The sequence below is a fragment of the Streptomyces coacervatus genome, assembly GCF_029223485.1.
Classification (GTDB): Bacteria; Actinomycetota; Actinomycetes; order Streptomycetales; family Streptomycetaceae; genus Streptomyces; species Streptomyces coacervatus.
In genome coordinates, this window is sequence record NZ_JARHTP010000010.1 from 122448 (window position 1) to 134957 (window position 12510).

The 12510-nt window shown below is 70.0% G+C and carries 11 protein-coding genes and 1 pseudogene; 7 read left to right on the top strand and 5 right to left on the bottom strand.

Annotated elements, in window-relative coordinates; translation table 11 throughout:
- Window positions 1–20: 20 nt before the first annotated feature.
- Both P2Q00_RS24910 and P2Q00_RS24915 read right to left on the bottom strand, forming a co-directional pair.
- A complete protein-coding gene (locus P2Q00_RS24910) occupies window positions 21–287 on the bottom strand; it encodes a protealysin inhibitor emfourin (RefSeq protein ID WP_275774924.1) in 267 nt (88 codons plus the stop codon).
- Window positions 288–316: 29 nt separating this feature from the next.
- On the bottom strand, window positions 317–1393 hold the full coding sequence (locus P2Q00_RS24915) for a M4 family metallopeptidase (protein WP_275774925.1): 1077 nt from the start codon (window positions 1391–1393) through the stop codon (window positions 317–319).
- Window positions 1394–1713: 320 nt separating this feature from the next.
- On the opposite strand from P2Q00_RS24915, the gene leuA reads away from it, so the two are divergent.
- Both leuA and P2Q00_RS24925 read left to right on the top strand, forming a co-directional pair.
- Window positions 1714–3435, top strand: coding sequence for a 2-isopropylmalate synthase (gene leuA / locus P2Q00_RS24920; RefSeq protein ID WP_275774926.1), 1722 nt, complete (start codon window positions 1714–1716; stop codon window positions 3433–3435).
- A gap of 208 nt (window positions 3436–3643) precedes the next feature.
- Entirely contained in the window at window positions 3644–4339 is a 696-nt protein-coding gene (locus P2Q00_RS24925; RefSeq protein ID WP_275774927.1) for a TerB family tellurite resistance protein, read from the top strand.
- A gap of 92 nt (window positions 4340–4431) precedes the next feature.
- On the opposite strand, the pseudogene P2Q00_RS50965 reads toward P2Q00_RS24925, so the two are convergent.
- The 3 genes and pseudogenes from P2Q00_RS50965 to P2Q00_RS24940 form a co-directional block, all read right to left on the bottom strand.
- Window positions 4432–4770 (bottom strand): annotated as a pseudogene (locus P2Q00_RS50965) (DUF6234 family protein); the annotation flags it as partial.
- Between the two features lie 72 nt (window positions 4771–4842).
- A complete protein-coding gene (locus P2Q00_RS24935; protein WP_275774929.1) occupies window positions 4843–5364 on the bottom strand; it encodes a hypothetical protein in 522 nt (173 codons plus the stop codon).
- A 62-nt stretch (window positions 5365–5426) separates the two neighbouring features.
- The gene (locus P2Q00_RS24940) at window positions 5427–6131 is read right to left on the bottom strand and encodes an SGNH/GDSL hydrolase family protein (protein WP_275774930.1); all 705 of its coding nucleotides are present in this window, start codon (window positions 6129–6131) and stop codon (window positions 5427–5429) included.
- Between the two features lie 393 nt (window positions 6132–6524).
- Here P2Q00_RS24940 and P2Q00_RS24945 point away from each other — a divergent pair, with 393 nt between their 5' ends.
- The 5 genes from P2Q00_RS24945 (at window position 6525) to P2Q00_RS24965 (ending at window position 12477) form a co-directional block, all read left to right on the top strand.
- Window positions 6525–7079, top strand: a complete 555-nt coding sequence (locus P2Q00_RS24945; protein WP_275774931.1) for a hypothetical protein — start codon at window positions 6525–6527, stop codon at window positions 7077–7079.
- Between the two features lie 224 nt (window positions 7080–7303).
- A complete protein-coding gene (locus P2Q00_RS24950) occupies window positions 7304–9385 on the top strand; it encodes an MMPL family transporter (RefSeq protein ID WP_275774932.1) in 2082 nt (693 codons plus the stop codon).
- A gap of 10 nt (window positions 9386–9395) precedes the next feature.
- Entirely contained in the window at window positions 9396–10628 is a 1233-nt protein-coding gene (locus tag P2Q00_RS24955; protein ID WP_275774933.1) for a sensor histidine kinase, read from the top strand.
- Window positions 10625–11287, top strand: coding sequence for a response regulator (locus tag P2Q00_RS24960; protein WP_275774934.1), 663 nt, complete (start codon window positions 10625–10627; stop codon window positions 11285–11287). Before P2Q00_RS24955 ends, P2Q00_RS24960 begins: the two co-directional genes overlap by 4 nt.
- Window positions 11288–11289: 2 nt before the next feature.
- Window positions 11290–12477 carry a sialidase family protein gene (locus tag P2Q00_RS24965; RefSeq protein ID WP_275774935.1) on the top strand — a complete coding sequence of 396 codons (1188 nt, stop codon included), beginning with the start codon at window positions 11290–11292 and terminating at the stop codon, window positions 12475–12477.
- The last annotated feature ends 33 nt before the right edge of the window (window positions 12478–12510 follow it).

The following is a 12510-nucleotide window of genomic DNA, read 5'->3' on the forward strand; positions in this document are numbered from 1 at the left end:
GCCCAGGCGTGAACTGCCAGTTACGCCCCTTCCTTCAGCACCCTGGAGATCAGCTTCCGCTGCTCCTCCGTGAGCCGGGGATCGGCCGCGTACACCGTCTTCCCGTCCACCGTGATCTCGTAGTTGAACCCGTCCGGAACCCCGATCGACGGCCTGCCCCGGCCGGCGGTCACCGCCTGCTCGGCCAGGGCATGCCACTCGCCCGCGTCGGGCCGCCCCGAGGTGTCCACCTCGGCCTGCCGCTCGATGCCCGCGAATCCACCCGTGCGCCGTACTCGAATACGCATGGGTCCTGTCTAGTACGAAACCGCCGGTCCTACGAGCTGGTCGGCACCCCGACCTGCTCCCAGGCCTTCAGGACGGCCTGCAGTTCCTCGCCCTCGTTGAAGCGGGCCTTGGCCGCCGTGACCGTGAGCGCCGCGAAGTCCGCGAACAGGGCGTCCTTCTTGAGGGCGCCGCCGGTCAGGACGTCGTACCAGATCTGGCCGGCCTTCTCCCAGGCGTTGCCGCCGAGCGCGCTCGCGACCAGGTAGAAGGCATGGTTGGGGATGCCGGAGTTGATGTGCACACCGCCGTTGTCGCGGCCGGTGCGGACGAAGCCGTCCATGGTGGCCGGCTGCGGGTCCTTGCCCAGGACGTCGTCGTCGTACGCCGTGCCCGGCTCCTTCATGGAGCGCAGCGCCTTGCCGGTGACGCGCGGGGCGAGCAGCCCGGCGCCGATCAGCCAGTCGGCCTCGACGGCGGTCTGGCCGAGCGTGTACTGCTTGATCAGCGAGCCGAAGACGTCGGACAGGGACTCGTTGAGGGCGCCCGGCTGGCCGAAGTACGTGAGGTTGGCCGTGTACTGGGTGACGCCGTGGGTGAGTTCGTGGCCGATGACGTCGATCGGGATGGTGAAGTCGAGGAAGATCTCGCCGTCACCGTCGCCGAACACCATCTGCTCGCCGTTCCAGAAGGCGTTGTTGTAGTCCTTGTCGTAGTGGACGCTCGCGTTGAGCGGGAGGCCGTTGCCGTCGATCGAGTGGCGCTCGTAGGCCTTCAGATACAGCTCGAAGGTGGCGCCGAGGCCGGCGTAGGCGCGGTTGACGGTGGCGTCCTTGCCGGGGTCCGAGCCCTCGGCGCGGACCTTCTTTCCGGGCAGGTCCGTGTGGTGGCGGGCGTCGTAGATGGTCCGGTGCGGCTTGTCGGCGGCCGCCCCGGCGGGCGGGGCGACGGTCGGGGCGCCGATGACCGTGGTCAGCCGGCGGTGGGTGCGCTCGTAGGCGTCGCGCTCCAGGGTCTTGCGCGCCGGGTTGGCGAGTGCCGGGTCCTCGTGCTGGGCCAGCTTGTCGAGGATGTGCGGCGGGACGACGGTGCAGAAGACGGGCTCGAAGCCCCCGTTGGTCTTCGTCATGCCCGGAACCCTTGCACTGGGTTATTCCCTTGTCACTACCCGCAACCATGATTGGTGAAATATGGGGACAGGGAACTCCACGCTCCGTGACGAAGTGGTATGGCGCACGTTTTGTCCCGTATATCCCGCGGGTCCCGCATACTGATACGGCGCCCCGCATCCGAAGGGGCTCGGCTAGCATGCTTCGCATCATGCGTTTCGGGCTGCTTCTTCTTAGCTGCCGCGGCGAGGGCCTGTAGTCCAGGTCGACTCCCTCCCCGCGGAGCTTGGCGTTGCGTCGTCGGCCGTCCTTCCGGACATCCTGAGGAGCCCGAGTCATCATGGCAAACCGCCAGCAGCCCAGCACCATGCCGATCCACAAGTACGGCCAGTACGAGCAGGTCGGCATCCCCGACCGCAGCTGGCCCGAGCAGCGGATCACCACCGCTCCCCGGTGGCTCTCCACCGACCTGCGTGACGGCAACCAGGCCCTGATCGACCCGATGTCGCCCGAGCGCAAGCGCCGGATGTTCGACCAGCTGGTCAAGATGGGCTACAAGGAGATCGAGGTCGGCTTCCCGGCGTCGGGACAGACGGACTTCGACTTCGTGCGGTCGATCATCGAGGAGCCGGGGGCCATCCCCGACGACGTCACCATCTCCGTACTGACCCAGGCCCGCGAGGACCTGATCGAGCGGACCGTGGAGTCGCTGAAGGGTGCCAAGCGGGCCACCGTCCACCTGTACAACGCCACCGCTCCCGTGTTCCGCCGGGTCGTCTTCCGCGGTTCCAAGGACCAGATCAAGCAGATCGCCGTCGACGGCACGCGCCTGGTCATGGAGTACGCCGAGAAGCTGCTGGGCCCGGAGACGGAGTTCGGCTACCAGTACAGCCCCGAGATCTTCACCGACACCGAGCTGGACTTCGCGCTGGAGGTCTGCGAGGCGGTCATGGACGTCTGGCAGCCCGGCCCGGGCCGCGAGATCATCCTCAACCTGCCTGCCACGGTGGAGCGTTCGACCCCCTCGACCCACGCCGACCGCTTCGAGTGGATGGGCCGCAACCTGACCCGCCGCGAGCACGTCGTCCTGTCGATCCACCCGCACAACGACCGCGGCACCGCCGTCGCCGCCGCCGAGCTGGCGCTGATGGCCGGCGCCGACCGCGTCGAGGGCTGTCTGTTCGGACAGGGCGAGCGCACCGGCAACGTCGACCTGGTCACCCTGGGCATGAACCTGTTCTCCCAGGGCGTCGACCCGCAGATCGACTTCTCCGACATCGACGAGATCCGTCGTACGTGGGAGTACTGCAACCAGATGGAGGTCCACCCGCGCCACCCGTACGTGGGCGACCTGGTCTACACGTCCTTCTCCGGCTCCCACCAGGACGCCATCAAGAAGGGCTTCGACGCGATGGAGGCCGACGCGGCGGCCAAGGGCGTCACCGTCGACGACATCGAGTGGGCGGTCCCGTACCTGCCGATCGACCCGAAGGACGTCGGCCGCTCCTACGAGGCCGTCATCCGCGTCAACTCGCAGTCCGGCAAGGGCGGTATCGCCTACGTCCTGAAGAACGACCACAAGCTGGACCTGCCCCGCCGGATGCAGATCGAGTTCTCGAAGCTCATCCAGGCGAAGACGGACGCCGAGGGCGGCGAGGTCACCGGCGGCGACATCTGGGCGGTCTTCCAGGACGAGTACCTGCCGAACCCCGAGAACCCGTGGGGCCGTATTCAGGTCAAGAACGGCCAGTCGACGACCGACACCGACGGCGTGGACACGCTGCGGGTCGAGGCGACGGTCGACGGCGCGGACACCGTCCTGACCGGCACGGGCAACGGTCCGATCTCGGCCTTCTTCGACGCCCTGGCCGCCGTCGGCGTGGACGCCCGGCTGCTGGACTACCAGGAGCACACGATGAGCGAGGGCGCCTCCGCGCAGGCCGCCTCCTACATCGAATGCGCGATCGACGACAAGGTTCTCTGGGGAATCGGCATCGATGCGAACACGACTCGTGCGTCGCTGAAGGCGGTCGTCTCCGCGGTGAACCGGGCCACCCGCTAGACCAGGTCTTCAGGCCTCTGACCAGGCTCTGACCGGGTATTTCGGGGCCCGGACCGTCGTATACGACGGTCCGGGCCCCGTCATTTATCGGCCATCTGTTCATGGAGGTCACGGAAAGGTCTCGTCCAGGGTGCTGACTACGCCTCGCTGATGTGGCTAACATCACGGACACCGCGACGATGTTGCCGCGGTGTTAAGGAGGTGCGACGTGCTGCCAGTACGGGGACGAAACGGCCGAGCCGCCAGGCCTGCGCGCCTCCTGGGCACCCGCACCGCGTGGACGCCCGTCGGAGACGGCGAGTTCTTCTGCCCGGGCTGCGGGGGCGACCGCAACTACCAGCGCCTGACCGGCCACCGCCGATTCATCTTCCTCGGTCTGCCCGTGCTGCCGCGCGGCGAGACCGCGCCGGTCGTGGAGTGCGCCGCCTGCCGCCGGCACTTCGGCACCGACGTCCTCGACCACCCCACCACCACCCGCTTCTCCGCGATGCTCCGCGACGCCGTCCACACGGTGGCGCTGGCGGTGCTGGCCGCGGGCGGCACCTGTTCCCGTACGGCCCTGGAGGCCGCCACCGGCACGGTCCGCGCGGCCGGCTTCGACGACTGCACCGAGGAACAGCTCAGCGCCCTCGTCGAGGCGCTGGCCGCGGACACCGGCCGGGTCTACGGCCAGTCCTGCGGCGCCGGACTCGCCATAGAACTCCACGAGGCCCTCGACCCGCTGGCCCCGCACCTCGCCCCCGTCGGCCGCGAATCGATCCTGCTCCAGGGCGCCCGCATCGCCCTCGCCGACGGCCCGTACACCCCCGCCGAGCGCGATGTCCTGTCCACCGTCGGCGCGGCACTGACCATCTGCTCGGACGACGTGAGCCGGCTGCTGGCGGCGGCGCGTACGCCGTCATAGACCCGGACTTCTGCTGACACGGACGCATCGGCCCGGGCGCCGCGGTCTTCGTCGAACTGCGCGCCGCTCACGGCGACAAGCAGTACGGCGATGCCGATCAGCACCTGCAGGCAGGTACTGACGATGGCGCGGAGCCGGTACAGCAGCGCGGCGGTCAGCAGAATGACGCCGCCGGCGATGCCCACGTACAGCCAGTTGGGCGTGAGCGCGATGTCGGAGTTGTCCGCGCCGGGATCGAACGGCTTCCAGCCGCTGTAGTCGATGCCGATCAGGAAGGCCACGACCGCCCCGACGGCATCGAGGACGAGCAGCCCGACGGCCAGGGCGATGTCCCCGGCGACGGGCAGCCACCGGCGTCGGGCCCGCGGGGGCGGCACATTGTCACCGCGGAACTGCGGGAGGCCGAAGGGCCCGGAGGCGGGGTCGGTCATGGGGGCAAGCCTCCTTCGAAGGCATGGCCGGGTCCTGAGTACAGGTACTCAGGACCCGGCGTCGTGCGTACGTCAGCCGTGCACCAGCGGCGCACCCTGGAGGTCCTTGGTGGCCGCGCCCCTGCCGTCGCCTTCGATGTCGTAGACGATCGTCGAGTCCGTCGACCACCACAGCTCACCGTCGTAGACCGTGGGCGGCGCGACGCAGGTGTTCACGGGCTCCACCTGGAACCAGGTGTAGTTGTCGTTGACCAGCTTGGTCAGGTCGCACGTCTTCGAGGTGACGACGTGGTCCTCGGCGGTCTTGGTCAGGCGCTCCTCGATCCGTGTCGTGATCTTGAAGCTGGTGAACCGCTTGGAGTTGTCGACGACCTGGTCATCGAGGATCTGCCAGTTCACGACCGACTTGCCGGTCATGTTGCCGGACAGGGTCGCGGTGTTCTGGACGCTGTAAAGGGTCTGCGGCTTGTTGCCGGGGAAGACCACCTCGAACTGCGCGTCGGCGGTGGCGGCCGCGGCCGGCGCCGCGGCCAGGGCGACGAGTGCGAGGGCGGCGGCGCAGCCCGCGACGGTGGTGGACAGAAGCTTGCTCATCACGGTGTTCCTCTCGGTCGGGTGGGGCCCCGCCCGACGCGGGGCCCCAGCACGGCAGGGGGCTACAGGCCCATGCCGGTGAAGGTGCGCTCCAGGGAGTCGGCGTAGAGGCGGGCGCCGCCGATCTTCGGGTGGAACGACTGGGCGGACAGGCCGTAGTTGCTGAGAATCGGGTAGTCCAGGGCCGGCTGGTCCGAGTCCACGAGCGTCTTGACGATGCCGTGCACGGACTCGGGGTCGCCGCAGACGGCCTTGCCCGCGAAGTTCTGCTTCGGGTTGGAGAACCAGGCCTTGATGCCCTTGGCCTTGGCGTCGTCCGCGGCCCCCTGCATCGCGGTCGCCAGCGTGTCGGCCACGCTGCCCAGCCAGTCCGAGGACGACGCGGACAGACCGATCTGGCCGACGCCCGGGACCGTGATGCTCAGGCACTCGCCCCTGTTCTCGATCAGCGGCGGGTACCCCATCAGAACGATCTTGGCGTTGGGGGCGTTCTCGGCGATCTCCGCCAGGACCTTGGTGATGTCGGGCCGGACGATCTCGTTGATGATGCCGACCGCGGCCTTCTCCAGCGGCTGCCCGATGAACTTGCGGTCACGGCCGCCGACGGACTGGTCGACGTCGCCCTCTTCGAAGGTCTTGTCCTTGCAGTTGCCGCCGTTGACCGCGACCAGGCACTTCTGGATGACGTCGGCGAAGCGTGCGTCGTTGCCGCCGATGGAGAGGGTGAACCTGCGGAATTGAGCGTTCCCATTGCAAATGGAACGCACGGCGCAGTCAGCGAAGGAGAGGGCGATGGTCGCGCGGGCCGAGTGGGCGCGTGGTCACCGGCCGACCTGGTCAGGGCGCGGCTGTGCCGGGCACAAATGTGCAGCGGGCAGCAAGGTGACACGCAAGGCGTCGCGAGACATAGCGCAGCATTCCCCCGTGAAAAGCGCGCACTTGGAACCGATGTTCGGTTCGGGTGGTCACTCGGAACGTATCAGCCCGCCACGACGCGTGTCACTTACAATTTTCACAACGAACTCACACGTGACACACAACACGTCAGTTACGTCCGGTCGAAGGTCCACCGGTGGGTATGGTTTCACCGACCACTCAACCGCCACTGTGCAACTGCACATGTTCTGGCGGGACTTCAAGGCATTACTGGGGGAACCACCATGTCTCGTGCGCTCGTACGCAGCCTGGCCGCCGGCGCGGCGCTGCTCACCTCCGTGTTCGTGACTCCTGCAGCCACCGCTGCCACGCCCACCGCCGATGAACTGCGCCTGCCGGGGACCGCCGTGCAGTTCACGCCGACCGCGTCCGCGCAGACCAAGGCCCTTGCCGCGCAGCACAAGGCCGTCGTCAGGGCGGCGGCCACCGAGTGCGGCTCCGGCTACAAGCTGAACTTCGCCGAGCGCCTTCCCGACTCCCGCCGCTACGGCACCCTGTTCACCTACACCAAGACCAACAGCCAGGGCTTCTCGGGCGCTTGCGCCATCTTCGACAACAACATGCCCGGCGGCATGAAGATGAAGCTCAAGCTGTGTACGAACAGGGTCAACCCCACCTGCAAGGTCGACGAGGGCCTCTTCACCCAGTACGCGGGCCCGGTCAAGATCGAGGGCAGCCACTCCGACGTGTTCTGCTCGAAGGTGACGGCCATCATGTGGGACGGCATCGCAGGCCCGGCCATCATCGACGCCGTCCGCAGCGCCACCCCCTGCGACTGACCTTCGCCGACGCACGACGATGACGGTTGCTGCCGAGGAGACCCTCGGCAGCAACCGGTGCCTGCGCTTCGCGGCCGCGCCCGGAATACTCCCCGGGGAGTAACCGGCGCACTCCGCCACCCCCGGCAGTACGCCCCAACTCGCCCTCACGCCCGACGAAGCGGCCTTTTCCCGCCGGGAGTCTGGAACCGACCCAGACATCCCGACCGGAGGGAGGCCCGTTCATGGGGGCCGCAAGGACAGGAACTCGGGCACGGCGTGCCGTGCCCTGGGTGGTGCTCGGGCTGTGGCTGGCCGCGCTGGTGCTCGTCGGACCGTTCGCCGGGAAGTTCGGCGACATCCAGCAGAACCGGTCCGTCGACTATCTGCCCGACAGCGCCGACTCCACCCAAGTGGCCCGTATCCAGGACGAGTTGCCCGGCGGCCAGGCCACCGACCTGGTGCTCGTCTACCACCGTGACGGCGGGCTCACCGCGGCCGACAGGCAGCAGGCCGGAGCGCAGGTCGCCGAGATCGGGACCGAGTACAAGCTGACGTCCGAGCCCAGGGCGGTCGTGTCCCGCGACGGCACCACGCTCATGTACCCGGTCTCCAGCACCATGCCCGGCCAGGACGACAAGGCACGCGACGCGTTCGTCGACGGAGTGCGCGACCTCGCGAACGGCGGCGCGGGGCTCGGCGTCGAGGTCGGCGGACCCGGCGCCCTGAACACCGACATGAGCAAGGTGTTCGGCTCCATCGACGGCACCCTGCTCTACGCCACCCTCGGCGTCGTCACCGCGCTCCTCGTCCTCATCTACCGCAGCCCCTTCCTGTGGCTGGTGCCGCTCGCCACCGCCGGGGTCGCCGCGGGCATGGCGATGGCCGCCGCATACGGACTGCACGAGGCCTTCGGCGTCACCGTCACCGGCCAGAGCGGCGGTGTGATGACGGTTCTGGTGCTGGGCGCGGGCACCGACTACGCGCTGCTGCTCATCTCCCGCTACCGCGAGGAGCTACGACGTCACGAGCGGCCGTACGACGCCATGCGCGCGGCCCTGCGCGGCTGCGGACCGGCGATCCTCGCCTCCTCCGGCACCGTGGCCGCCGGTCTGCTCTGTCTGCTCGCCGCCGACCTCAACAGCAGCAGCGGCATGGGCCCGGTCGGCATGGTGGGCGTGCTGGCGGCGCTGGTCGCCATGACGACACTGCTGCCCGCGCTGCTCGTCCTGCTCGGCCGCCGGATCTTCTGGCCGCTGATCCCCGCCTTCGGCAGCGCACCCAAGGCGCGGCGGTCGCTGTTCTCGGCGATGGGCAGCTCGGCCACGCGCCGTCCCGTCACGGTCCTCGTCGGCGGAGCGGTCCTGCTCGGCGCGCTCGCCCTGGGCGCACTCGACCTCCCCGGCACCCTCAAGCAGGAGGACTCCTTCACCATGAAGCCCGAGTCGATCTCCGCCGGTCAGACCCTCGCCCGCGCCTTCCCCGGGCAGAGCAGCCAGCCCATCACGGTCATCGCACCCGCCGCGAAGGCCGATGCCGTCCTCGCCAGGGCCCGTACGACGAACGGGGTCGCCCGGGCGACGACCGGCCGCAGCGGCTCCGGCTGGACGGAGATCTCCGTCTACTCCACCGCCGCCCCCGAGACACCGGGGGAGACGAGGACCATCGGGGCCCTGCGCGCCGGACTCGACGACACCTACGGGACGTACGTCGGCGGCCCCAGTGCCCAGCAGCTCGACCTGGCCGACAGTCAGGCCCGGGACCGTGAGGTCGTCGTGCCGCTCGTCCTGGCCGCCGTGTTCGTGATCCTCGTAGGACTGCTGCGGAGCCTGGTCGCGCCGTTGATGCTGCTCGTCGCCGTGGTCGCGGTGTGGGGTGCGGCGCTCGGGATCGGCGGGCTGGTGTTCGGGCCGGTGCTGGGCTTCCAGGGCACGGACTCCGGGCTGGGGTTGCTGTCCTTCGTCTTCCTGGTGGCCCTCGGGGTCGACTACGGGATCTTCCTCATGCACCGCATGCGCGAGGAGTCCGTGGCCGGAGCCGACCCCGAGACCGCGGCGCTCACCGCGCTGCGCACCACCGGCGGGGTCATCGCCTCCGCGGGTGTCGTGCTCGCCGCGACCTTCGCCGTGCTGACCACGCTGCCGCTGGTGGGGCTGGTCGAGCTCGGGTTCGTGATCGCGGTGGGCGTGCTGCTGGACACCTTCCTCGTACGGACGTATCTGGTGACGACGGCGAGTGTGCTGCTGAAGCGGCGGGTGTGGTGGCCGGGGCGGTTGTCGAGGGCGCCGGAACCGGTACGGACCGAGCGGCAGCGGGAGCCCGTGTGAAGTGCGGAGAATGAACCCCGTGCAGCAGACGACGACAGTGGTGCGACCGCGGATCGGCGAGCGGGTCATGGCGGTGGTCAACCGCGACCCGCGCACTGCCCCGCACGGCACCCGCAACGACGCGATCCTCGCCGTGGTCCTCGCCGCGGCGGGCGCGGGCCTGGCCCTGACCGACCGGACCGGCCGCCCGGACGCACTCGGCTGGACACTGCTGCTGGCGGCTTACGTGCCGATCGTCTGGCGGCGCCGCCACCCGGTGCTGGTGCTGGCCGCGGTGGTGGCGCTCGTCGCGCCGTACCACGCGATGGACAACAACCACGCCGCGCCGGTCCCCGCCACCTGCGTCGCGCTGTACACGGTCGCCGTCACCGGCCGCCCGCTGCGGACCATCCTGACCGCCGTGGCCGTCCTCGGGGTCACCGTGGTCGCGATGCTCGCCGTCGACTACCACCAGGGCCTCGAACTCCTGCGGGTCTCGGGGTGGGTGATCGCCACGCTCTTCTGCGGCGTCGACGTCCGGTACTACCGCCAGTACGTCGCCGCGATCGTGGAACGGGCAGTGCGCGCCGAACGCACCCGCGAGGAGGAGGCCCGCCGCCGGGTCGCCGAGGAACGCCTGCGCATCGCCCGCGACCTGCACGACCTGCTCGCCCACAGCATCACCCTCATCGGCGTCCAGACCTCGGTCGCCGCACACGTCCTGGCCGCCGACCCCGAGCGGCTGGACAGGGAGGCGGTGGCGAAGTCGCTGGACGACATCGCGGAGACCTGCCGGACAGCGCGCGGAGAGCTGCGTACGACACTGGAGGTGCTGCGCGAGAACGACTCCGCACCGGGCCGCGGCCCGCTCCCCGGCCTCGGCGGCGTGCCCGACCTGGTGGAGGCCGCGCGCCTGGCCGGCGCCCGCGTGGAGCAGACCGTACGGGTGGGACAGGCCGCGCCCGCCGTGGGCGCCGCCGCCTACCGCATCGTCCAGGAGGCGCTGACCAACGCGGTACGGCACGCGGGCCCCGAACCGGCCGTACAGGTCGAGTTGTACGAGGAGGAGGGCGCCCTGCGCCTGTCCGTCACCGACGACGGCACCGGCCCCACTCCTGGCGGAACGCCCGGCTTCGGGCTCGTCGGGATGCGGGAGAGGGCGCGCAGCGTGGGTGGCACACTCGACGCCGGGCCGCGGACGGGAGGCGGCTTCGGGGTGACGGCCGTACTGCCGCTGACGACCACGGGGGAAGGGCACGCATGACCATCCGCGTACTGCTCGCCGACGACCAGACGCTCGTACGGGCGGCGTTCGCCATGCTCGTCGAGTCGGCACGGGACATGGAGGTCGTCGGGCAGGCGGGCACCGGCCGGGAGGCGGTGGAGCTGACCCGTGGGGAGCGGCCCGACCTCGTGGTGATGGACATCCGTATGCCGGACCTGGACGGCATCGAGGCCACCCGCCTGATCGCCGCCGACGAGGACCTGGCGGGGGTGCGGGTCCTGGTCCTCACCACCTACGACACCGACGAGAACATCGTCGAGGCGCTGCGGGCAGGCGCCTCCGGGTTCCTTGTCAAGGACACCCGTCCGGCTGAACTCCTCGACGCGATCCGCACGGTGGCCGCGGGGGAGGCGCTGCTCTCGCCGGGCCCCACCGCGCGGCTGATCGAGCGGTTCCTGCGCAGCCCGTCGGCGCCCGCGACGGGCGGGCCGGAATGCCTCTCCGACCGGGAGCGGGAGGTGCTGAGCCTGCTGGCACGCGGGCTCAACAACACCGAGATCGGCGAGGCGTTGGGGCTGAGTCCGCTGACCGCGAAGACCCATGTCAGCCGGATCATGGGGAAGCTGGGGGCGCGGGACCGGGCGCAGTTGGTCATAGTGGCCTACGAGTCGGGACTGGTGACTCCGGGAACCATCTGACGGTGACTTTCCTGAGCCGCACCCTCCTCGCAGCCACCGTGCTCCTCACCCCGCTCACGGCCATCGCACCGGCCCATGCGGCCACCGGCTGCACGTCCTCCGTCCCGTACGTCTCGGGCGAGGGCGGCTACGACACCTACCGCATCCCGGCCACGGTCACGACCGTCCGGGGCACCGTCCTCGCCTTCGCGGAGGGCCGCCTGGGCGGTGCCGGGGACACCGGGCACATCGACGTCGTCCTCAGACGCTCCGGCGACGGGGGCTGCACATGGGGGCCGCTGCGGGTCGTCGCCGCCGGGGACGGGAACACCCGGGGCAACCCGGCCCCCGTGGTCGACCCGCGCACCGGCGCGATCGTCCTCGTCACCTCCTACAACAGCGGGGCCGTCACCGAGACGCAGATAATGCGGGGCGAGGTCACACCGGAGCAGGGGCGCCGGGTGTTCGTGCAGCGCAGCTGGGACGACGGGCGGCACTTCACACGGCCGCGGGACATCACGGACGAGGTGAAGCCGACGGGCTGGCGCTGGTACGCCACGGGCCCTGGCCATGCGGTGGCGCTGACGCACGGTCCGCACGCGGGACGCCTGGTCGTCCCGGCCAACCACTCCGCGGCCCCGCCGGCCGGTTCTCCGGACACCGGCCAGGAGGCCAAGTACTACGGCGCCCACGCCATCTACAGCGACGACGGCGGACGAAGCTGGCGGCTGGGCTTCGTGGACGACTCCTACGACGGCGTCGACAACGCCAACGAGTCCACGGCCGCCCAACTCCCCGACGGCAGGCTGTACTTCAGCGCCCGCGACCAGAACGGAACGAGTGTCGGCAACCGGCTCGACACGTACTCCGGGGACGGGGGTGAGTCGCTCGACCGCCCGTACGCCGTGCAGCCCACCCTGAACGACGTCCCCGTGGTCCAGGGCAGCGTCCTCCAACTCGCCGGCCGCAAGGCGCCGTTGCTGTTCTCGGGTCCGTCCGTGCCCACTGGCCGCCGGGCGATGGCGATCTGGCGGAGTGATGACGGCGGGGAGAGCTTCGCGAAGGTGCTGACGGTCTCGGCGCGACCGGCCGCGTACTCCGACCTGGGGCAGGTCGATCGGGACACGGTGGGGCTGCTGTACGAGACGGGGGTGTCGGGGCCGTACGAGACGATCGAGTTCTGCCGGATGCAGGTGTCCGACCTGGGGTAGCGGTCAGCTGAAGGATGCTGACCGGTGGCCAGG

Excerpts from the sequence above, each read along its gene's own strand:
- P2Q00_RS24945 (WP_275774931.1), top strand. The coding sequence starts at position 6,525 with ATGTCTCGTGCGCTCGTACGCAGCCTGGCCGCCGGCGCGGCGCTGCTC.
- P2Q00_RS24950 (WP_275774932.1), top strand. The coding sequence starts at position 7,304 with ATGGGGGCCGCAAGGACAGGAACTCGGGCACGGCGTGCCGTGCCCTGG.
- leuA (WP_275774926.1), top strand. The coding sequence starts at position 1,714 with ATGGCAAACCGCCAGCAGCCCAGCACCATGCCGATCCACAAGTACGGC.
- P2Q00_RS24915 (WP_275774925.1), bottom strand. The coding sequence starts at position 1,393 with ATGACGAAGACCAACGGGGGCTTCGAGCCCGTCTTCTGCACCGTCGTC.
- P2Q00_RS24935 (WP_275774929.1), bottom strand. The coding sequence starts at position 5,364 with ATGAGCAAGCTTCTGTCCACCACCGTCGCGGGCTGCGCCGCCGCCCTC.
- P2Q00_RS24960 (WP_275774934.1), top strand. The coding sequence starts at position 10,625 with ATGACCATCCGCGTACTGCTCGCCGACGACCAGACGCTCGTACGGGCG.
- P2Q00_RS24955 (WP_275774933.1), top strand. The coding sequence starts at position 9,396 with ATGAACCCCGTGCAGCAGACGACGACAGTGGTGCGACCGCGGATCGGC.
- P2Q00_RS24910 (WP_275774924.1), bottom strand. The coding sequence starts at position 287 with ATGCGTATTCGAGTACGGCGCACGGGTGGATTCGCGGGCATCGAGCGG.